Genomic DNA, 20,721 nt, shown 5'->3' on the forward strand with positions numbered 1-20,721 from the left:
CGGAACGATGACGAGTCTAGGGGATCCGCCGGCTCAGGCCGGGCGGGTGGGGTCGTCGCCGCGGGACAGGTCGTCCCACGTGTCGACGGCGTCCAGGGGGCCCGTGGCGGGCCGGGCGCCGGCACCCGTGTCGAAGCGGCGGCCGCCGCGGCGCCACGAACGGGCCGTGACGAGGGCGAGCAGGCCGCCGAGCGCAACGAGGGCGCCGAAAACGGCGCCGAGCCACGCCCAGGGCGTGACCGCGATGCCGGACACGAGGCCGGCGACGGCGGCCTCGCCGCTGATGCCCGTGTGGTCCGTCACGGCGGTCTGCACGACGCTCGTGGGAGCCGACCAGGCGACGGGCGCCGTGACCGCGACGAGCGCGGCCCCGATAACGACGCCGAGCGCCGCGAGCACGTAGCGCAGCGCGGGGCCCGACAGGGCGAGGGCGAGGGACAGGGCGAGCGCCGCGAGCGACAACGGCTGCAGGAGCGCGATGCCGTCGGCGCCCGTTGCGGTGACGTCCGCGTCCGCGAGCGACGCCGTGGCCCAGACCTGCGTGGATCCGATGAGGCTTCCGGCGCCGCCCGCGAGGATCGCGAGGACGCTCGTGGAACGGCCGCGGCGCGCGGACCAGCTCTCGGTCACGCGGTCACCGGGTGGAGGTCGCGCTCCTCGCCGTCGAAGCAGGTCGTCGTGCCCGTGTGGCAGGCCGCGCCCGTCTGATCGACGTCGAGCAGCACGACATCGCCGTCGCAGTCGAGCCGCGCGCCGCGGACGACCTGGACGTGGCCGGAGGTGTCGCCCTTCCGCCAGTACTCGCCCCGGCTGCGCGACCAGTACGTCACGCGGCCCTCGGTGAGCGTGCGGCGCAGCGCTTCCGCGTCCATCCACGCGAGCATGAGGACCGCGCGGCTGGTGTGGTCCTGCACGACCGCCGGGACGAGCCCGTCGTCGGTGAAGCGGACGCGCGCGATGCGCTCGGCGACGGCCTCGGCCGTGAACAGGTCGGCGGGGTCTGTGGTCATCGTGTCGGGATCCCTTCCGCGCGGAGCGCGCTCTTGACGTCCGGGATGCGAATCTGGCCGGAGTGGAACACGGTGGCCGCGAGCACGGCGTCCGCCCCCGCCTGGATCGCCGGGGCGAAGTGCGCGACCTCCCCCGCTCCCCCGGAGGCGATCACGGGCACGTCGGCGCACTCGCGCACGAGGCGCGTGAGCTCAAGGTCGAAGCCCGCCCGCGTGCCGTCCGCGTCGATCGAGTTCACGAGCAGTTCGCCCGCGCCGCGCGAGACCGCCTCGCGCGCCCACGCCAGGGCGTCGAGGTCGGTTTCCGTGCGCCCGCCGTGCGTCGTGACGACGAATCCGCTCGGGGTGCGGGGCGACCGCTTGATGTCGAGCGAGAGCACCACGAGCTGGGCGCCGAAGCGATCGGCGATCTCGTCGATCAGGTCGGGCCGCGCGATCGCGGCCGAGTTGATCCCGACCTTGTCGGCGCCGACGGCCTGCAGGCGCGCGACGTCGTCGACCGATCGCACGCCGCCGCCGACCGTGAGGGGGATGAAAACCTGTTCGGCCGTGCGCCGCACGACGTCGTACATCGTGCCGCGGCCCTCGACCGTCGCGGCGACGTCGAGGAAGGTGATCTCGTCGGCCCCCTGCGCGAAGTACTCGCGGGCGAGCTCGACGGGATCCCCCATCTCGCGGAGGTTCTCGAAGTTGACGCCCTTGACGACCGCGCCGCCCGCGACGTCGAGGCACGGGATCACGCGCGCGGCGACGCCCAGGTCGGCCGCGGTGGCGTGCGAGGGCGAGGAATCCATCACAGGCGTGCGTTGTGGATCGCGGTCACGAGCAGGGCGCGCGCGCCGAGCGCGTAGAGGTCGTCCATGATGCGGTTCACCTCGCGGCGCGGGACCATGACGCGCACCGCGACCCAGCCCTCGCGCGTGAGCGGGGAGACGGTCGGCGACTGCATGCCCTCGGCGACCGCGGTCGCACTCGGCAGGAGATCCGCCGGCAGGTCGTAGTCGAGCATGACGTAGCGCCGCGCGACGAGCACGCCGCGGAGCCGCCGCAGGAGCGTCTCGATTCCCGCGGCCGTGCTCGGGCCCTGGATGAGGACGGCCTCGGACTCGAGCATCACGGGCCCGAAGATCTCGAGACCCGCCTGGCGCAGCGTGGTTCCCGTCGAGACGACGTCGGCGACGGCGTCGGCGACGCCCAGCTGCACGGCGGACTCGACCGCGCCGTTCAGCTCCACGACGTCGACGGACACGCCGTGCTCCGCCAGGAAGGACTCGACGAGGCCCGCGTAGGAGGTCGCCACGCGGCGGCCCTCGAGGTCGGCCAGCGCGGAGAAGCTGCCCGCGGGCGCCGCGAACCGGAAGGTCGACTCACCGAATCCGAGCGCCTCGATCTCGCGGGCGGCCGGCATCTGGACGTCGAGCAGGAGGTCGCGGCCCGTCAGGCCGACATCGAGCGCGCCGCGGGCGACGTACGTTGCGATGTCGCGCGGGCGCAGATAGAAGAACTCGACGCCGTTGGCCTCGTCGAGCAGGTGGAGGGTCTTCGAGTCGCGCCGCGTCGCGTAGCCCGCCTCCGCGAGCATCTGGACGGCGGTCTCGGACAGGGATCCCTTATTGGGGATGGCGATACGGAGCACGGGGAGGGGTCTTTCGGATCGGACGTACGGGAGGCGAGGAAACCGATCAGAGATGTCGGTAGACGTCCTCAAGCGTGAGTCCCTTGGCGATCATCATCACCTGGAGGTGGTACAGGAGCTGCGACATCTCCTCGGCGGCCTCGGCGTCGGACTCGTACTCCGACGCCATCCACACCTCGGCGGCTTCCTCGACGATCTTCTTGCCGATGAAGTGCACGCCCCGGTCCAGCTCCGCCACGGTGCCGGATCCCTCGGGTCGCGCCTGGGCCTTCGCGCTCAGCTCCGCGAACAGGTCCTCGAACGTTTTCACTCCTCCAGGCTATCCGTTCCGTGACGGTGCTGCCGCGCGAGGTCTCTCAGCTGCGTGATCCGCGCGTCGATATCGGCGGCGCCGAACACCGCGGACCCGGCGACGAACGTGTCGGCGCCCGCCTCGGCCGCCTGCCCGATCGTGTCCATCGAGATGCCGCCGTCGACCTGCAGCCACACGCGCGCGTCGCGCCGCCTCGCCTCGTCGGCGAGGGCGCGCAGCTTGGGCATCGTCTCCGGCATGAAGCTTTGGCCGCCGAAGCCCGGTTCGACGGTCATCACGAGCACCTGGTCGAACGCGTCGAGGTGCTCGAGGATCGGATCCACAGCCGTGCCCGGCTTGATCGCGACGCCCGCGCGCGCGCCGATGTCGCGCAGGCGGCGCGCGAGCGCCACGGGGTCGGCGGCCGCCTCGAGGTGGAAGGTGACGCTCGCCGCGCCGATCTCGGCATACTCCGGCGCCCAGCGGTCGGGATCCGCGATCATCAGGTGCACGTCGAGCGGCAGCGGACTCGTGTCCTGGATTCGCCGCACCATCTGCGGGCCGAACGTGAGGTTCGGAACGAAATGGTTATCCATGACGTCGACGTGCACGAGATCGGCGCCGGCGATGCGGCCGAGGTCGCGCTCCATGTTCACGAAGTCGGCCGACAGGATGCTGGGGTTGATGCGGGGCGCCGCGGGAAGACTCACCCGCCCATTATGGGCGGAGCCGGTCGCTACGCTGAATCCGCGACGGGTCGAAGGGGGCGCACATGGGGGACTTTCCGTGGCAACGGGGCGAGACGCCGACGTGGGACGCGCGCATGCCGTGGCAGCGGGGCGCGGATGCGCCCTCCCCCGCTCCCGATGCGGCGGATCCGGCGCCCGAGCCGCCCGAGGAGGTGCCGGGGCCGGAGGTCGATGCAGATCCGCCCGCCGCGCCCGAGCCGATCGGGTCGGATGAGCCCGGCGATCGTCTGGCTCCCGAGCCGATCGCCGGCGAGGAACCGGGCGCGCAGCCGCCGGCGGATCCGGATCCGAGCGCCGAGCCGCGTGCCGACGCGGGCGGGCAGCCCGGCGCGGGCGCCGACGAGCGGCGGCCGGCGGAGGCGGGCCAGGAGGAGGAATCCCGTGCGGGCGCGGAGCCGTCCGCAGCGCCCGCGCGGGCGGGGCGCCGCACGGGACAGGCCGGGCGGCGGACGCGCACCCGCGGTCGCGGCACGGGAATCGTCGTCGCCCTCGTCGTCGTGGGCGTGATCGCGGCGGTCGCGATTCCCGCCGTGCTCTCGAGCGACGTGTTCGGGGAACCGGATCCGCTCGCGGACGTCTCGGAGGACGACCGGCGCGCCGCGGCCGAGGGCATGGCCGCCGTCGCGTCTGAATTCCTGACGGCCATCGAGGCGCGCGACGCCGACGCGGCGCGCGCGCTGGTCTACGGCGCCGAGGAGTTCGCGTCCGACTATCAGGATGCGTCGTTCCTCAGCGCGGAGATGCTCGACGCGTCGCAGGACCTGGCCCCGATGACCGACGTCACGATCGTGGAGTCCGGCCTCGACGGATCCGCGTGGTCCGGGCGCGTGCGCGCCGAGATGCTGCTCGCGGGCGAGCCACACGCTCTCGACCTCGAGATGACCGAGGGCTACGACGGCGCGTGGCGGGTCGACGACTACGGGCTGGGGCTGTCTCTCTACGACGCCGCGTTCGACGAGTTTGGCGTCACGATCTTCGGGCGCGACGTGGACCTCGAGCGCGAGACGATGCTCTTCCCCGGCGCCTACGAGGTCGCGGTCGGCGCGCCGCACCTGGTCGTGGGCGTCGATACCCCCGACGGGACCGAGCGCCCCGACGCGCTGGTGCTGCCGCTCGCGGAGGACGAGTGGCCGACGGCGGCGCTGTCGGCGGAGGCCGAGCGAACCGCCCGCCAGGCCTTCGCGGACGCGGTCGAGGTCTGCCTCGCGTCCGACGCGGTCCGCACGCCGTGCGCGAGCGAGCGCGGCTTCGCCGCGGGCGACGTCGAGGGGCCCGTCACGCGCTCGAGCGACACGATCGCCGACGCCACCGCCGCGCCGCTCCGCGTCGATATCGAGGATCCCGAGGCGATCGCGGGGTTCGGATACTTCTCCATCCGCCTCGACGCCCGCTGCGCGGGCGGCGGCGAGTGCACGGCGTACGAGGTCTCCGACCGCGCCGTCGTCGTCATCGGAGACGACGGCGCGGCCTCGCTCGAGTGGCGGTCGTAGGGCGTGCTCAGCCCCGCACGCGCAGGAGCGCGAGGAACATCGCGTCGGTGCCGTGGCGGTGGGGCCAGAGCTGCGCGACGGTGAGCCCGTCCGACCGGGCCGGGAGGTCGAGCTCCCGCTGCGCGACCGCCTGCAGCGCGGCCGGGGCGTCGAGGAGATCGACCGCGTCGCCGCGCCGCTCGAGCACCTCCCGCACGACGCCGACCGTCTCGGCGAGGTGCGGGGAGCAGGTCACGTACGCGACGGTCCCGCCCGCGCGCGTCGCGCCGATCGCCCCGTCGAGGAGGTCGGCCTGCAGCGGGGTGAGTTCCGCGACGTCCTCGGGGCTTTTGCGCCAGCGCGCCTCGGGGCGCCGTCGGAGCGCCCCGAGGCCCGTGCACGGGGCGTCGACGAGGATCCGGTCAAACGCGCCGGGGCGCGCCGCCGTCAGGTCCCTGCCGTCCCGTTCGTGCACCTCGATGGGGTCCGGGATCGCCGCCAGGGCGCGCCGCACGAGGCCCGCGCGCGCGGGCACCACCTCGTTCGCCGAGAGGCGCGCGCCGGCCGCCCGCGCGTCGGCGGCGAGCAGGGCGGTCTTGCCCCCGGGGCCCGCGCACAGGTCGAGCCACGCCTCGCCCTGTGCCGAATCCGAGGACTCCAGGCGGCTGAGCGCCAGCGCGACGAGCTGGGATCCCTCGTCCTGCACGCGCATCGCCCCGCGGGATCCGGCCACGATCGGCTCCGGGTCCCCCACGCCCGGGCGGAACCCGACCGGCGAATAGGTCGTCCGCGGCTCGGGCGGATCCGCGAGCCCGGGAAGGGCCGCCATCGTCACGCGCGGCGCAGCGTTATCCGCCTCCAGGAGCGCGGCGAGCTCGTGCGCCCGGCCCTCCGCCTGCAGCGCGCGCCGGAACGCGCGGATGACCCACACGGGGTGCGACGAGGTGGCCGCCAGCGCCTCGTCGTCGCTGCGCGCGTCCTGTGCGAGGCGCTCGCGCCAGGCGTCCGCCCCCTCCCGGGACACGCGGCGGAGGACGGCGTTCGCGAATCCCGCCGCGCCGCGGCCCGCGGCCCTCTCGGCGAGCGAGACCGACTCGTTGACGGCGGCGTGACTCGGAACGCGGGTCGCGAGGAGCTGGTGCACCCCCAGGCGGATGGCGTCCAGGACCGCCGGGTCGATCGTCGCCGGGTCGCGCTCCGCGGCGATGCGGACGACCGCGTCGTACGTGCCGAGCCCGCGCAGGGTGCCGTACGTGAGCTCGGTGGCGAGGCCGGCGTCGGCCGGGCCGAGCCCGGCGCGCTCGATCTCGCGCGGGAGGAGGAGGTTGGCGTACGCGTCGTCCTCGTCGACCGCGCGCAGGACCCGATAGGCGACCTCGCGCGCGGGCTGGACGGGCTGCGGGCGCCGGTCCGGGCCACGCCGCGAGCGGGGCGCGCGCTCGCGGCCGCTCATGCGCCGAGCCTCGCGGCGCCGCGCAGGCCGCGGAACCAGTCCGCGGCGGCCATCTGGGGCTTTCCGGCGGGCTGCACCCGCTCGAGCAGGAGCGGATCCGTCGCGGTCCCGACGAGAACGCCGTCCGGGTGCGGCGCGAGTTCGCCGGGGGCGAGCCCGCCGCGATCGGACGTCGTGGCGAGGCGATGGACCTTCAGGCGCGCGCCGTCGTGGGTCGTGTGCGCCCCCGGTTCGGGCGTGACCCCCCGATACCGCGCGAACACACGTTCCGCGGGCTCGCGAAAGTCGAGCGCCCCGTCCGCGAGGGCGAGCTTCGGGGCGAGAGTCGGCGCCCCGGCCTGCGGGGTCGCGACCGCCCGCCCGCCCGCGATGTCGTCGACGGTGTCGCGGACGAGGTCTGCCCCGACCTCGGCGAGGGCGGCGAGAACCTCCCCTGCCGTCGCGCCGCCGGCGAGCTCGTACGGGGTCGTCGCGAGGACGTCCCCGGCGTCGAGCGCCTCCACGAGGCGGAACACCGTCGCTCCCGTGACGTCGTCGCCGGCGATGAGGGCGTGTTGCACCGGGGCGGCGCCGCGCCAGCGCGGGAGCTCGGAGAAGTGGAGGTTGATCCAGCCATATCGCGGGACGGCGAGCAGCGGCGCGCGCACGAGCCCGCCGTAGGCCACGATGACGCCGAGGTCGGGCTCGAGCCGGGCGATCCGCGCCGTCTCGTCGTCGCCGAGGCGCGCCGCCTCGATGACGTCGATGCCGAGCCCGGCGGCGGACTCCGCGACCGGGGACGGCGTCAGCACGCGGCGTCGGCCCTGCGGCGCGGCCGGTCGCGTCACGGCGGCCACGACCGCGTGGTCCGATGCGCTGAGCGCGTTCAGCGTCGGGACCGCCACGCCGGGCGTGCCCGCAAAGACGATGCGCAACGGGTCGGGGGTCGGGCTCATGTCGGGGTCCTTCCGGAACGGATCACAGCTCGGGATCGGGGATGTCGAACCGCACGGCGAGTGTATTCGCCGGGGTGCGGGGCTTGGGTGCGCCGGGCTCGCGGCGGCGCGCGCGGGCGCGTTGAGCCATGGCGGCCTGCACGACGGCGGCACGGAGAGTGCCCGCGACGGTCGTGCCGAGGGAGTAGGGAAAGCGCACGAGCGCGATGCGCCGTTCGGGCGCCTGCGGGGCGGGCACGGGGCCCAAAATGGCGTCGCTCGAGAGCTCGGGGACCTCCTGTCGGAGAGACGCCAGCGCGTCGTCGACGCGGTCGGGCAGGCCCTCGAGGCGGGCGACGCGCGCGGCCGGCGGCATCGCCAACGGCGCGCGCTCGACAAGCTCCGCCCGCGCGTAGGCGGGCTGGCTCCACGTCGCGAGAGCGCGAGCCGCGGGGCCCGTCACGCCGACGAGATGCACGGGCGCCTCCGGCGCGGCGAGGGCGGCCGCGTTCGACCACCACCTGAGGCAGCTCTCTCCGATCCGGAGATCCGGTGCCTGGAGCATCCGGTCGCCGTCCAGCAGCAGGACGGCGCGGTAGCCGGATCGCGGGATCGGCTCCGCGCCGCGGGTCGCGACGACGAGCGCCGGCGCGTCGTCGACGTCGGCGACGGGGTGCGCGCCGTCGGCGACGACGACGCGCACCCCGGGGAAAGCGCGCCCGAGCTCGTCCGCCGTGCGCTCGGATCCCGACGAGGAGAGGCGAACGCGCGTCGAGTCGCACTGCGCGCACACCCACCCGTGCGCGCCGCGGCCGCACCAGCGGCAGGTCGGGGTGGCGCCGCGCGCGGGCGCGTACAGCGGGCCCCCGCACGGGACGCAGCGTGCCGGAGACCGACACTCCGCGCACACGAGGGAGGGCGCGTACCCGGGGCGGGCCACCTGGACGAGGACGGGCCCGAGTTCGAGGCCCTCCCGCGCGGCGCGGAAGGCGGCGGAGGGGATCCGCCCGGTCTGCGGGGTGTCCTGCGGCGGCGCGAGCACGGCGCGCGGCGACTCGCGCCGCGCGGGCGCGATCTCCTGGACGAAACCGATCTCGACGAGCCGCTCCGTGTCGGACGTGCGCGTGTGACCGCCGATGAGGAGCGCCGTGTCGTCGAGGCCCTGGCGCACGAGCGCCGCGTCACGCGCGTGCACGTATGGCGCGAGCGGCTCCTCGAACGAAGGGTCCCCGTCATCGAAGAGGGCCACGACGCCCAGGTGGGGCGCCGGCGCGTAAACGGCGGATCGATTGCCAATCACCACGACGGGCGACTCCTCGAGGGTGCGCAGGTACCCCGCGTACCGCTCGGGACCGGGGCGCCCCGCGTCCTGCGTCACGATGGCGCCGGCCGGGAGGACCTCACGGACCCGGCGGTCGAGAAGAGCGCGCGCGCGATAGTCCGGCACGGCGAGAATCGCGGATCGCCCCCGCGCGAGCGCATCGACCGCCGCGGCGGCCCACACGTGCGTCCAGCGCGGCAGGCCGTCGAGGACGCCCGGCGGTGCGTCGATGGCGACGCGCGCGCCGTCCGCGAGCGCCTCGGCGAGGCCCGGATAGGCGGCGAGCTCCGCGCGCGCGGCGTCGATTTCGGCGGCGCCGACGGCGGCCGCGTCGTCGTGCGGGGCCGCGAGCCACGTCTTCTCCGCGCGCACCATGCGGCGCGGGATCGCGAGGCGGAGGACGTCGATCGCGGAGCCCGCCGCGCGGTCCGCGACGGCGCGGGCGAGGCGATAGAGCCCGGGCGGGAGGACCACGGCGTCGGACACGACCTCCTCGATCGGCGCGAGGCGACGATCCGCGTCGGGCTCGACGGCGCGCTCGACGACAAACGCCTCGAGGATCCGCCCCGCGGAGCGCAGCGGGACCTTGACGCGCACGCCCACGCGGACGCGCTCCGACAGCTCGCCCGGGATCTCGTAGTCGAAGAGCCGGTCCAGCTGCGGCAGCGGCGTGTCGACGATGACGCGGGCGATGGCCCGCTCTGCGCCGCCCACGGCGCCCGTCACAGGCCCGCGGCGGCTCGCAGATCGTCCGCGCGGTCGGTGCGCTCCCAGGTGAACTCGGGCAGCTCGCGGCCGAAGTGGCCGTACGCGGCGGTGCGGGCGTAGATCGGGCGCAGGAGGTCGAGGTCGCGCACGATGGCGCCGGGGCGCAGGTCGAACACCTCGCGGATGGCGGCGGTGATGACCGCGTCGCTGACGACGCCCGTGCCGAAGGTCTCGACGTACAGGCCGACGGGATTCGCCCGTCCGATGGCGTAGGCGACCTGCACCTCCAGCCGCTCGGCGAGCCCCGCCGCGACCGCGTTCTTCGCCACCCAGCGCATCGCGTAGGCCGCCGACCGGTCGACCTTCGAGGGGTCCTTGCCGCTGAACGCGCCCCCGCCGTGGCGGGCCGCGCCGCCGTACGTGTCGATGATGATCTTGCGCCCCGTGAGGCCCGCGTCCGCCTTAGGACCGCCGAGCTCGAAGCTCCCGGAGGGATTGATGTGGAGCGCGGCGCCCGAGGCGTCCAGGCCTGTCGACTCGAGCACCGGGCGCACGACGAGCCGCTCGACGGCCTCCGCCAGGTCGGCCTGCGAGATGTCCGGGCTGTGCTGCGTCGACAGGACCACGGCCTCCACTGTCCGGGGAACCTGGCCGTCGTAGCCGAGCGTGACCTGCGTCTTGCCGTCCGGCCGGAGGAACGCGAGCTCTCCCGACTTGCGCACCTTGGTCAGCCGCTCGGCCATGCGGTGGGCCGTCCAGATCGCCGTCGGCATGAGCTCCGGCGTCTCGTTCGTCGCGTACCCGAACATGATGCCCTGGTCGCCCGCGCCCTGCTGCTCGATCGGATCCGCCGCGTCGCCGGAGCGGTGCTCCTCGCTCGTGGTCACGCCGTCCCCGATCTCGCGGGATTGTTCGCCCACGGAGACCGTGACGCCGCACGAGTCGGCGTCGAAGCCCATGTCGCTCGAGGTGTACCCGATGTCGCGGATGACGCCGCGCACGATCGAGGCGATGTCGGCGTACCCGTCGGTGCGGATCTCGCCGGCCACGTGGACGAGACCCGTGGTGACGAGCGTCTCGACCGCGACGCGGGCGCCGGGATCCTGCGCGAGCAGGGCGTCGAGCACGCTGTCGCTGATCTGGTCGCAGATCTTGTCGGGGTGCCCCTCGGTGACCGACTCAGACGTGAACAGGCGAAGGCTCATGGGATGACCTCGAGGTTGGTGGGAAGAAACGGCGGGAGAACCATCATGACGAGGACCCCCGACATCGCGATGGCGGGGGTCCTCACACGACGGTGCGGGGCGGGGTCACTCCCCCGCGGGGCGCAGGCGCAGCTTGTCCTGGTGGATCTCGCGAAGCGCGATCGACAGCGGCTTGTCCTCGACGGCCGAATCGACGAGCGGACCGACGTTGTCGAAGAGCGAGCCCTCCTGCAGATCCGTGTAGTAGTCGTTGATCTGGCGGGCCCGCTTCGAGCCGTAGATCACGAGCTGGTACTTCGAGTCGACGCGGTCCAGCAGCTCGTCGATCGGCGGATCGATGATGCCCTTGTTCTCCGTGGCCATGGAAACTCCTTGTGAATGAGCGCGCGAGAAAGCCTCAGCGCGCGGACGCCTGCATCAAGTCTACGACCTGCTGGGCCGCGGTCGGCACATCTTCGTTGACGACACGGAAGTCGAACTCTCCCTGCGCGGCCAGCTCGTCGCGTGCCGTGCGGAGCCGGCGGGCCCGCTCCTCCTCGTCCTCGGTGCCGCGCCCGACGAGCCGGCTGACCAGCTCGTCCCAGCTCGGCGGCAACAGGAACACCAGCGACGCCCGCGGTTCGCTCTGCCGCACCTGGAAGGCGCCCTGCATGTCGATCTCGAGGAGGACGGGCCGCCCGGCCGCGACCGCGCGGTCGATGGGACCGCGCGGCGTGCCGTAGCGATGCGTGCCGTGGACCGTCGCCCACTCGAGGAGCTCGCCATTCGCGACCATGCGGTCGAACTCCGCCTCGTCGACGAAGAAGTAGTGCTTTCCGTCCACCTCGCCCGGGCGCGGCTGGCGCGTGGTGGCCGAGACGGACAGCATGACGTCGGGGTGATGCTCGCGGATGTACGCGGCCACCGTTCCCTTCCCGACCGCGGTCGGCCCGGCGAGGACGACGAGGCTGGAGCGCGCCGGGCGCGGCTCGGGCTCGGGCCAGCGCAGGTCCAGCCACCCTCGCAGCGCGTCACGCTGTCGGCCGCCGAGGCCGCCGAGCCGCTTGACGGGCGAGATCCCGAGATCGGCGAGGATCCGGTCCCGCTTGCCCGCGCCGATCGCGGGGATCGCCGTGAGGAACTCCGGAACGCGCAGCGTGCCGGCCGCGGACCGCGGATCCGCCGTGGCGCGCCGGAGCACGCTCTGCGGCGTCACGACGCGCATCGCGATGTCGCGCTTGAGCCCCGCGCGCGCCCGGCGGGCCTCGACGGCCTTGCGGGACGCGGCGAGTCGGTCGACCTCCGGCGGGCGCGGCGCCTCACTCATCGCCATCACGCTCCGGGACGCTCCTGCCCGCGCTGGTCCTGGCGGCTCGTGCCGCGTCGGCGTGCTCTTCGATCACGCTGTCGATCATCACAGGCCCGGCCGAGAGAATGCTCCGGCTCTCGCTCACGAGGACGGTCGGTGCCGCCTCCCCGAAGATTGCGCCGAGCTGATCGGGGCGCGCGCCCTGATGGCCGAAGCCGGGCGCGAGGAGGGGGGCCGGAGGCGTCGACCGGGCGATGCCCGCCGCGCGCCAGTCCACGGTCGCGCCGACGACGAAGCCGGCGCTGGCCCACTGCCCGCCTGCCACGTGCCGCGCGTTGAGCTCCGAGACCTCGTCGATCACGCGCTGCGACACGGTCCGGCCCTGCGGATCGACGGAGGACTGCAGCCCGCGGGATTCCGGGTTGCTCGTTGCGGCGAGGACGAAGACGCCCTTGCCAGCGTCGTACGCCCGCTCGATCGTGCCCGCGAGGGATCCAACCCCCAGGTAGGGGCTCACGGTCAGAGCGTCCGCCTCGAGCGCCGCGCCGGGCGTGAGCCAGGCCTGGGCGTAGGCGTCCATGGTGGATCCGATATCGCCGCGCTTGGCGTCCGCGATCACGAGGAGGCCGGCCGCCCGCGCCTCGCGCGACACGTCCTCCAGGGCGCGGAGGCCCTCGGACCCCCAGCGCTCGAAGAACGACACCTGCGGCTTCACGACCGCGACGCGCTCCGCGGCGGCCGCGACCACGCGCAGCCCGAACTCCCGCACGCCCTCGCCGCTTTCCGGCAGGCCCCACTCCGCGAGGAGGCCGGGGTGCGGATCGATGCCCACGCAGAGCGGGCCGCGCCGGTCCAGGCCGGCGCGCACCCGCTCTCCGAAGGGCACCGTCACGCGGCGCGCTCCGCCTGGAACTCCTGCAGGCTCTTGACGTCGAACCCGGATCCCATCGTCCCCATCGCCGCGACCGCCGCGCCGAGCGTCGCGATCGTCGTGAACAGGGCCTTGTCCGCGCCGACCGCGGCCGCCCGGATCTCGTAGCCGTCGGCGCGCGCCGACATGCCGCTCGGGGTGTTCACGATGATGTCGACCTCGCCGCGGGTGATGAGGTCGACGATGTTCTCCTCGCCCGTGGCCTGCGTTGCCGAGTACTTGCCGACGACCGTGACCGCGATGCCGTTCCGCGCGAGGATCTCGGCGGTGCCGGAGGTCGCGAGCAGAGTGAAGCCGAGCTCCTGCAGGCGGTGCGCCGGCAGGATCACGTCGCGCTTGTCGCTGTCGGCGACCGAGATAAACACGGTCCCCGAGGTGGGGATACCGCCGTACGCGGCCGCCTGGCTCTTCGCGAAGGCGGTCGGGAAGTCGCGGTCGATGCCCATGACCTCCCCGGTCGAGCGCATCTCCGGGCCGAGCACGGAGTCGACGATCTCGCCCGTCTCGGTGCGGAAGCGCTTGAACGGCAGGACGGCCTCCTTGACGGAGACGGGGGAATCGAGCGGAACGCGGGATCCGTCGATCTCCGGCAGGAGACCCTCGGCGCGCAGCTCGGCGATCGTCGAGCCTGCCATAACGCGGCTCGCGGCCTTCGCCAGCTGGATCCCCAGAGCCTTCGACACGAACGGGACGGTCCGGCTCGCGCGCGGGTTCGCCTCGATGACGTGGAGCACGCCCGCGCTGATCGCGAACTGCACGTTCAGGAGGCCGCGGACGCCCACGCCCTCGGCGATCGCGCGCGTGGCCGCGACGACCCGGTCGATCTCGCTACGCCCGAGCGACATCGGAGGCAGGGCGCACGACGAGTCGCCTGAGTGGATGCCGGCCTCCTCGAGGTGCTCCATGACGCCACCGACGTAGAGGTCCTCGCCGTCGTACAGCGCGTCGACGTCGATCTCGACGGCGTCGTCCAGGAACCGGTCGACGAGGAGCGGGGCGTCCTCGCGGATGATCGCGTCGCCCGCGATCCGCGCGAAGTAGTCGCGGAGGCTCGGCGTGTCGTACACGATCTCCATGCCGCGGCCACCGAGCACGAAGGACGGGCGGACGAGGACGGGGTACCCGATGTCCTCGGCGATCGCGACCGCCTCCTCCTCGCTCGTCGCCGTGCCGTTGCGCGGCGCGACGAGCTGGCCGCGCTCGAGGATCTCGCCGAAGAGCTTGCGGTCCTCCGCGAGGTCGATCGCCGCGGGGCTCGTGCCGAGCACCCGATAGCCGGCGTCCTGGATCCCCTGCGCGAGGCCGAGCGGGGTCTGTCCGCCCAGCTGGCAGACGACCCCGAAGAGCTCGCCGGACTGCGACTCGGCGTGGAGCACCTCGAGGACGTCCTCGAGCGTCAACGGCTCGAAGTACAGGCGGTCCGACGTGTCGTAGTCGGTCGAGACGGTCTCCGGGTTGCAGTTGACCATGATCGTCTCGAAGCCCGCATCGCTCAGGGCGAACGAGGCGTGCACGCACGAGTAGTCGAACTCGACGCCCTGCCCGATGCGGTTGGGGCCGGAACCGATGATGACCACCTTGCGGCGATCCGACGGGGCGACCTCCGTCTCCGCGTCGTAGGACGAGTAGTGGTACGGCGTGAGGGCAGGGAACTCGCCCGCGCACGTGTCGACGGTCTTGAAAACGGGGCGCAGGCCGAGGTCGTAGCGCGTCTGGCGCACGTCCTCCTCCGTGAGACCCCGCAGCTCGGCGATCTGCGCGTCCGAGAAGCCGTGCTCCTTCGCGAGGCGGATCGCGCGCTCGTCGAGGGCACCCGCCTGAGCGATCGCGGCCGCGACGTCGTTGATCAACACGATCTGGTCGATGAACCAGGGGTCGATCTTCGTGGCGTCGAAGACCTGCTCGGCCGTCGCGCCGAGGCGCAGCGCCTGCTGCACGTCGACGATGCGGCCGTCGGTCGGCACGACGATCGACTCCAGCAGCTCCGCGACCGTGCGCGTCTCGTCTCCCCAATGGAAGCTGGACCCGCGGCGCTCGGTCGAGCGCAGCGCCTTCTGCAGCGCGGTCGTGTAGTTGCGGCCGATCGCCATGGCCTCGCCGACCGACTTCATGGTCGTCGTGAGCGTGGGGTCGGCGGCCGGGAACTTCTCGAATGCGAACCGCGGCACCTTGACGACGACGTAGTCGAGCGTCGGCTCGAAGGAGGCGGGCGTGACGCGGGTGATGTCGTTCGGCACCTCGTCGAGGCGGTAGCCCAGCGCGAGCTTCGCGGCGAGCTTCGCGATCGGGAAGCCCGTGGCCTTCGAGGCGAGCGCGGACGAGCGCGAGACGCGCGGGTTCATCTCGATGACGATGATGCGGCCGGTGTCCGGGTTCACCGCGAACTGGATGTTGCACCCGCCCGTGTCGACGCCCACGGCCCGGATGATGTCGATGCCGATGTCGCGCATCTTCTGATACTCGCGGTCCGTGAGGGTGAGCGAGGGCGCCACCGTGATCGAGTCGCCGGTGTGGACGCCGACGGGGTCGACGTTCTCGATCGAGCAGACGACGACCGTGTTGTCGGCCGTGTCGCGCATGAGCTCGAGCTCGTACTCCTTCCAGCCGAGGATGGACTCCTCGAGCAGGACCTCGGTGGTCGTCGACTCGCGGAGGCCCTGGCCGGCCATGCGGCGCAGCTGCTCCTCGTTGTAGGCGAAGCCGGACCCGAGCCCACCCATCGTGAAGGAGGGGCGCACGACCATGGGGTAGCCGAGCTCGTCCGCCGCGGCCATGACCTCGTCCATCGTGTGAGCGATGCGGCTCTGGGCGACGTCGGCGCCGCACTCGACGACGAGCTCCTTGAAGATCTGCCGGTCCTCGCCCTTGCGGATCGCGTCGACGTTCGCGCCGATCAGCTCGACGTCGTACTTGTCGAGGATGCCGAGCTCGTTCAGCGACATCGCGGCGTTGAGCGCCGTTTGTCCGCCGAGCGTCGGGAGGATCGCGTCGGGGCGCTCCTTCGCGATGATCGTCTCGATCACCTCGGGGGTGATGGGCTCGATGTACGTCGCATCCGCGAAGTCGGGGTCGGTCATGATCGTCGCGGGGTTCGAGTTGACGAGGATGACGCGGACGCCCTCCTCGCGCAAGACGCGGCAGGCCTGCGTTCCCGAGTAGTCGAACTCGCACGCCTGGCCGATGACGATCGGACCGGATCCGATGACGAGGACGGAGGAGATGTCGTCGCGCTTAGGCATGAGCGCCCTTCTTGCTGAGGGACTCGATGACGAGGTCCCGGAAACGGTCGAACAGGTAGTTGGCGTCGTGGGGCCCGCCCGCCGCCTCGGGGTGGTACTGCACCGAGAAGGCGGGGATGTCGAGGGCGCGCAGCCCCTCGACGACGTCGTCGTTGAGGCCGATGTGGCTCACCTCGACGCGGCCGAAGCCGGCCGGACTGTCGAAGACGCCCTCGCGCGGCGCCTCAACGGCGAACCCGTGGTTCTGCGAGGTGATCTCCACGCGGCCCGTGGCCCTGTCGAGCACCGGCTGGTTGATCCCGCGGTGCCCGAAGGGGAGCTTGTAGGTGCCGAGCCCGAGAGCGCGGCCGAGGAGCTGGTTGCCGAAGCAGATGCCGAAGAACGGCAGGCCGTCGCGCAGCACGCCCTGCAGGAGCTCGACGTGCTTGTCGCTCGCGGCCGGGTCGCCGGGGCCGTTGGAGTAGAACACGGCGACGGGATCGATCGCGCGCAGCTGATCCGGCGTGGTCGACTGCGGCAGGACGTGCACCTCGAAACCGCGGCGCGCGAGGTTCTGGACCGTCGCCTGCTTGATGCCGAGGTCGATCACGGCGAGGTTGCCGAGGCGCTCCCCCACGGCGGGGGTGACCTGCGGCTCGGTCACCGAGACCTCCTCCGACAGGTTGCGTCCCGTCATCTCGGGCGCCTCGCGCACGATGCGGAGCTGCTCCGCGGCGTCCAGCTCGGCGGCGTCGCCGGAGAACACGCCACCGCGCATCGAACCGAGCGAGCGGATCCGCCGCGTGATCGCGCGGGTGTCGATGCCGGAGATCCCGACGATGCCGTCGCGGCGAAGCGCGTCGTCGAGGGACTCGTCGGCGCGCCAGTTCGAGACGACGCGCGACGGGTCGCGGACGATGTATCCGGCGACCCAGATGCGGCGGGACTCCGGGTCCTCGTCGTTGACGCCGGTGTTGCCAATGTGCGGCGCGGTCTGCAGCACGATCTGGCCGGCGTACGACGGGTCGGTGAGGGTCTCCTGGTAACCGGTCATGCCGGTCGAGAACACGACCTCGCCGAGGGTCGTGCCCCGGGCGCCGTAGGCGTATCCCTCGTAGCGGGCGCCGTCCTCGAGCACGAGAACGGCCCGGTCCCGGTCGAGCAGGGACGAGATGTCGACGATGGAAGTCATCGGGTGGCTCCTGTGGGGGTTTCGGCTGCAAGGATGCTCTCGATCGCCGCGACGAGCGCGGTCGGATCGGAGTCCTGCAGGCGGAGGTAGGTATCGAAGATCTGGGACCCGGACGCCCAGGCGACGAGCACGAGCCCGTCGCGCTCGACGACGCGGTCGATCGTCCAGGTCGCCCGGCCCGCGCCCGTGAGGGACGCGGCCGGGAAGAAGACGGGGCGCTCGCCCGGAAGCCCCAGACCGAGCCCGTCGCGCGTGACCGTGATCGCGGCGGACGAGCGGAAGGCCAGCGGGCGCGCCGTGACGCGGTCGAGCGGAGCGTCGTGACGGGTCGTCGCGACGTAGAATCCGTCGAACTCGCCGACGAGCTCGCCCGTCGGCTCCCCGAGCGGCACGGCGATGCCGGCGTCGCGTCGGGTTCGTCGTCGCCAGCCCCACGCCATCAGGGCGAGGCCGACGAGCGCGACGGCGACCATCACGATCAGCGCGAGTTCCCGCGTCACGAGCGCGGCTCCAGAGCGCCGTCGGCGAGCGTGGGCCTGCCGCGGTGGATGGTCCACCGGACGGATCCCGGGAGCGAGCGACCGAGGTACGGCGAGTTCCGGCTGCGCCCGCGCAGCGTGTCGAGGGCCACGTCCCCGCGCGCGGCGGGGTCGTAGAGCGTGAACTCCGCCGGCGCGCCCGGGGCGATCGCGCGGCCGTGGCGGTCGTCGATGCCGCCGATGCGCGCGGGCGCGGTCGACATCACCCGCGCGACGTCGCCCCAGCCGAACGGGCCGTCGTCGACCATCGTGTCGTGCACGATCCGCAGGGCCGTCTCGAGGCCGACCATGCCGTTGGCCGCGGCCGCCCACTCGGAGGACTTCGCCTCGTCGGGGTGTGGTGCGTGGTCGGTGGCGACGATGTCGATCGTGCCGTCCGCGAGCCCCTCGCGGACTGCTCGGACGTCCTCCTCGCGGCGCAGCGGGGGGTTCACCTTGAAGCGCGGGTCGTAGCCGCGCACGTGCTCGTCCGTGAGGAGCAGGTGGTGGGGCGTGACCTCGGCGGTGACGTTGATCCCGCGCTTCTTCGCCCACCGCACAATGTCGACGCTGCCAGCCGTTGACAGGTGACAGATATGGAGCCGAGATCCGACGTGTTCCGCGAGGAGCACATCGCGGGCGATGATCGATTCCTCGGCGACCGCGGGCCAGCCGGCGAGGCCGAGCTCCGAGGAGACCGCGCCCTCGTTCATCTGCGCGCTTTCGGTGAGGCGCGGATCCTGCGCGTGCTGCGCGATGACGCCGCCGAAGGACTTCACGTATTCCAGCGCGCGGCGCATGATAAGCGGGTCGAAGACGCAGAAGCCATCGTCGCTGAAGACGCGGACGCGGGCGCGGGAGGCGGCCATGGCGCCGAGCTCGGCGAGCCGCTCCCCCTTCTGTCCGACGGTGACGGCGCCGATGGGCTGCACCGTGGCGTATCCGGCCGCCTCGCCGAGCGCGAGCTCCTGCTCGACGACGCCCGCCGTGTCGGCGACCGGCAGCGTGTTGGGCATCGCGAAGACCGCGGTGTAGCCGCCCGCGGCCGCCGCGCGCGTTCCGGTCTCGATGGTCTCGCTCGCCTCGTACCCCGGCTCGCGCAGGTGCGTGTGCAGGTCGACGAGTCCGCGGATCGCGACGAGCCCGTCGGCATCGATCGTGCGGACGCCGGGGCGGGACAGCCCCGAGCCGACCTCGGCGATCCGACCGTCTTCCACGACGATGTCGGCGCGACCCGCGCCCTCGATCGTGGCCCCCTGGATGAGGAGCACCTCGCTCATCGGCTCTCCTTCGTCTCGAATCCCTCGCGCTCCCCCGCCAGGAGCAGGTACAGCACCGCCATGCGCACGGACACGCCGTTCGCGACCTGCTCGCGCACCGTGGCCCGCGGCGAATCGGCCGCCTCCGAGCAGATCTCGAGGCCGCGGTTCATCGGCCCCGGGTGCAGGACAATCGTATCCTCGCCGAGCGCCGCCAGCCGGTCGCTGCCCAGGCCCCAGATGCGCGCGTACTCGCGCTCCGACGGGAAATACGCGGCGTTCATGCGCTCCAGTTGGATCCGGAGCATCATGATCGCGTCGTGACCGGAGGCGATCGCCTCGTCGAGGGAGTACGCGACGCTCACGGGCCACGCGCTGACGTCCTGCGGGAGCAGCGTGGGCGGGCCCACGAGGGTCACGTCGGCGCCCAGCGCGGCGAGGAGCCAGACGTTCGAGCGCGCGACGCGCGAGTGCAGGATGTCACCGACGATCGCGACGCGGTAGCCCGCGAGATCGCGCCCGCGGCTACCGCCCGCGCCGTACCGGCGGCGGCGCATGGTGAACGCGTCGAGCAGCGCCTGCGTGGGGTGCTCGTGCGTGCCGTCGCCGGCGTTGACGACGCCGGCTGAGATCCAGCCGCTCGTGGCGAGCGTGCGCGGCGCGCCCGACGCGCCGTGCCGCACGACGACCGCGTCCGCGCCCATCGCCTCCAGGGTCTGGGCGGTGTCCTTCAGGCTCTCGCCCTTCGACACGCTCGACCCCTTGGCCGAGAAGTTGATCACGTCGGCGGAGAGGCGCTTCGCGGCCGCCTCGAACGAGATGCGCGTGCGCGTCGAGTCCTCGAAGAACAGGTTCACGACCGATTTCCCGCGCAGCGTGGGAAGCTTCTTCACTTCACGCGACTGCGTCGCCGCCATGTCCTCGGCGACGTCGAGGATCCGGATCGCGCTCTCGCGGTCGAGAGTTCGGGTATCGAGCAGGTGTCGCATCACGGGGCCTCCTCGCCGCGGATCGTGACCTCGTCGACGCCGTCGATCTCCTCGAGTCGCACGTTGATGCGTTCGGAGCGCGCGGACGGCAGGTTGCGCCCGACGAAGTCCGGACGAATCGGGAGCTCGCGATGTCCGCGGTCGACGAGGATCGCGAGTCGCACGGCGGCGGGCCGGCCGATGTCGCCGAGGGCGTCGAGCGCCGCGCGGATGGAGCGCCCGGAAAACAGGACGTCATCGACGAGGACGACGACGCGCCCGTCGATGCCGCCGGCCGGGATCTCGGTCGGGCGCGGGGACCGCGTGGGGTGCTGCGCCAGATCGTCGCGATACATCGTGACGTCGAGCTGACCGACCGGGACGGCGGATCCGCTCACGCGCTCGATGAGCGCCGCGAGGCGTTCGGCGAGCGGGGCGCCGCGGGACGGAATCCCGAGGAGCACGAGGCCGTCGGGGCCCCTGTTCGACTCGAGGATCTCGTGGGCGATGCGCGTCAAGGCGCGCGAGATGTCGGATGCCTGCAGCACGGTGCGCGTGCTCATCCCAACTCCCTTCTCCGCCTCACAGGA

The 20,721-nt window shown here is 73.0% G+C and carries 20 protein-coding genes; 1 reads left to right on the forward strand and 19 read right to left on the reverse strand.

Annotation, left to right across the window (positions count from 1 at the left end):
- Positions 1-33: 33 nt before the first annotated feature.
- From G8E01_RS07870 to rpe, 6 genes are read right to left on the reverse strand one after another with little or no spacing between them, the layout of a single operon-like run.
- Positions 34-630, reverse strand: coding sequence for a Trp biosynthesis-associated membrane protein (locus tag G8E01_RS07870; protein WP_166318174.1), 597 nt, complete (start codon positions 628-630; stop codon positions 34-36).
- A complete protein-coding gene (gene hisI, locus G8E01_RS07875) occupies positions 627-1,010 on the reverse strand; it encodes a phosphoribosyl-AMP cyclohydrolase (protein WP_166318177.1) in 384 nt (127 codons plus the stop codon). The genes G8E01_RS07870 and hisI overlap by 4 nt, the downstream gene beginning before the upstream one ends.
- The gene (gene hisF, locus G8E01_RS07880; protein ID WP_205827249.1) at positions 1,007-1,804 is read right to left on the reverse strand and encodes an imidazole glycerol phosphate synthase subunit HisF; all 798 of its coding nucleotides are present in this window, start codon (positions 1,802-1,804) and stop codon (positions 1,007-1,009) included. Before hisF ends, hisI begins: the two co-directional genes overlap by 4 nt.
- Positions 1,804-2,646, reverse strand: a complete 843-nt coding sequence (gene hisG / locus G8E01_RS07885; RefSeq protein WP_166318180.1) for an ATP phosphoribosyltransferase — start codon at positions 2,644-2,646, stop codon at positions 1,804-1,806. Before hisG ends, hisF begins: the two co-directional genes overlap by 1 nt.
- A 46-nt stretch (positions 2,647-2,692) precedes the next feature.
- Positions 2,693-2,956, reverse strand: coding sequence for a phosphoribosyl-ATP diphosphatase (locus G8E01_RS07890; protein ID WP_166318183.1), 264 nt, complete (start codon positions 2,954-2,956; stop codon positions 2,693-2,695).
- Positions 2,953-3,648, reverse strand: coding sequence for a ribulose-phosphate 3-epimerase (rpe, locus tag G8E01_RS07895; protein WP_338100769.1), 696 nt, complete (start codon positions 3,646-3,648; stop codon positions 2,953-2,955). Before rpe ends, G8E01_RS07890 begins: the two co-directional genes overlap by 4 nt.
- Before the next feature lie 62 nt (positions 3,649-3,710).
- Between rpe and G8E01_RS07900 the strand changes: the two genes are divergently transcribed.
- A complete protein-coding gene (locus tag G8E01_RS07900) occupies positions 3,711-5,177 on the forward strand; it encodes a hypothetical protein (RefSeq protein ID WP_166318186.1) in 1,467 nt (488 codons plus the stop codon).
- A gap of 7 nt (positions 5,178-5,184) precedes the next feature.
- Here G8E01_RS07900 and G8E01_RS07905 read toward each other — a convergent pair whose 3' ends face one another.
- From G8E01_RS07905 to pyrR, 13 genes are all read right to left on the reverse strand, one after another.
- Entirely contained in the window at positions 5,185-6,609 is a 1,425-nt protein-coding gene (locus tag G8E01_RS07905) for an RsmB/NOP family class I SAM-dependent RNA methyltransferase (protein ID WP_166318189.1), read from the reverse strand.
- On the reverse strand, positions 6,606-7,523 hold the full coding sequence (gene fmt / locus G8E01_RS07910) for a methionyl-tRNA formyltransferase (RefSeq protein ID WP_166319802.1): 918 nt from the start codon (positions 7,521-7,523) through the stop codon (positions 6,606-6,608). The genes G8E01_RS07905 and fmt overlap by 4 nt, the downstream gene beginning before the upstream one ends.
- A 43-nt stretch (positions 7,524-7,566) precedes the next feature.
- Positions 7,567-9,558 carry a primosomal protein N' family DNA-binding protein gene (locus tag G8E01_RS07915; RefSeq protein ID WP_166318192.1) on the reverse strand — a complete coding sequence of 664 codons (1,992 nt, stop codon included), beginning with the start codon at positions 9,556-9,558 and terminating at the stop codon, positions 7,567-7,569.
- A gap of 8 nt (positions 9,559-9,566) precedes the next feature.
- Positions 9,567-10,757, reverse strand: a complete 1,191-nt coding sequence (metK, locus tag G8E01_RS07920) for a methionine adenosyltransferase (protein ID WP_166318195.1) — start codon at positions 10,755-10,757, stop codon at positions 9,567-9,569.
- A gap of 105 nt (positions 10,758-10,862) precedes the next feature.
- Positions 10,863-11,120 (reverse strand): DNA-directed RNA polymerase subunit omega, encoded by a 258-nt coding sequence (rpoZ, locus tag G8E01_RS07925; RefSeq protein WP_155048687.1) that lies wholly within the window; start codon positions 11,118-11,120, stop codon positions 10,863-10,865.
- Positions 11,121-11,154: 34 nt separating this feature from the next.
- Positions 11,155-12,063: a guanylate kinase gene (gene gmk / locus G8E01_RS07930; RefSeq protein WP_166318198.1), complete on the reverse strand. Its 909-nt coding sequence runs from the start codon at positions 12,061-12,063 to the stop codon at positions 11,155-11,157.
- Positions 12,056-12,937: an orotidine-5'-phosphate decarboxylase gene (gene pyrF, locus G8E01_RS07935; protein WP_338100770.1), complete on the reverse strand. Its 882-nt coding sequence runs from the start codon at positions 12,935-12,937 to the stop codon at positions 12,056-12,058. The genes gmk and pyrF overlap by 8 nt, the downstream gene beginning before the upstream one ends.
- Entirely contained in the window at positions 12,934-16,215 is a 3,282-nt protein-coding gene (gene carB / locus G8E01_RS07940) for a carbamoyl-phosphate synthase large subunit (RefSeq protein WP_166318201.1), read from the reverse strand. Before carB ends, pyrF begins: the two co-directional genes overlap by 4 nt.
- Positions 16,208-17,386: a glutamine-hydrolyzing carbamoyl-phosphate synthase small subunit gene (carA, locus tag G8E01_RS07945; RefSeq protein ID WP_166318204.1), complete on the reverse strand. Its 1,179-nt coding sequence runs from the start codon at positions 17,384-17,386 to the stop codon at positions 16,208-16,210. Before carA ends, carB begins: the two co-directional genes overlap by 8 nt.
- Complete coding sequence (locus G8E01_RS07950) at positions 17,383-17,886, reverse strand: PH-like domain-containing protein (protein WP_166318207.1); 504 nt, start codon at positions 17,884-17,886, stop codon at positions 17,383-17,385. Before G8E01_RS07950 ends, carA begins: the two co-directional genes overlap by 4 nt.
- On the reverse strand, positions 17,883-19,184 hold the full coding sequence (locus G8E01_RS07955) for a dihydroorotase (protein ID WP_166318210.1): 1,302 nt from the start codon (positions 19,182-19,184) through the stop codon (positions 17,883-17,885). The genes G8E01_RS07950 and G8E01_RS07955 overlap by 4 nt, the downstream gene beginning before the upstream one ends.
- A complete protein-coding gene (locus tag G8E01_RS07960; RefSeq protein WP_166319806.1) occupies positions 19,181-20,152 on the reverse strand; it encodes an aspartate carbamoyltransferase catalytic subunit in 972 nt (323 codons plus the stop codon). The genes G8E01_RS07955 and G8E01_RS07960 overlap by 4 nt, the downstream gene beginning before the upstream one ends.
- On the reverse strand, positions 20,152-20,694 hold the full coding sequence (pyrR, locus tag G8E01_RS07965) for a bifunctional pyr operon transcriptional regulator/uracil phosphoribosyltransferase PyrR (RefSeq protein ID WP_166318213.1): 543 nt from the start codon (positions 20,692-20,694) through the stop codon (positions 20,152-20,154). The genes G8E01_RS07960 and pyrR overlap by 1 nt, the downstream gene beginning before the upstream one ends.
- Positions 20,695-20,721: the final 27 nt, after the last annotated feature.

It is taken from the genome of Microbacterium excoecariae (assembly GCF_011326725.1).
Taxonomy (GTDB): domain Bacteria; phylum Actinomycetota; class Actinomycetes; order Actinomycetales; family Microbacteriaceae; genus Microbacterium; species Microbacterium excoecariae.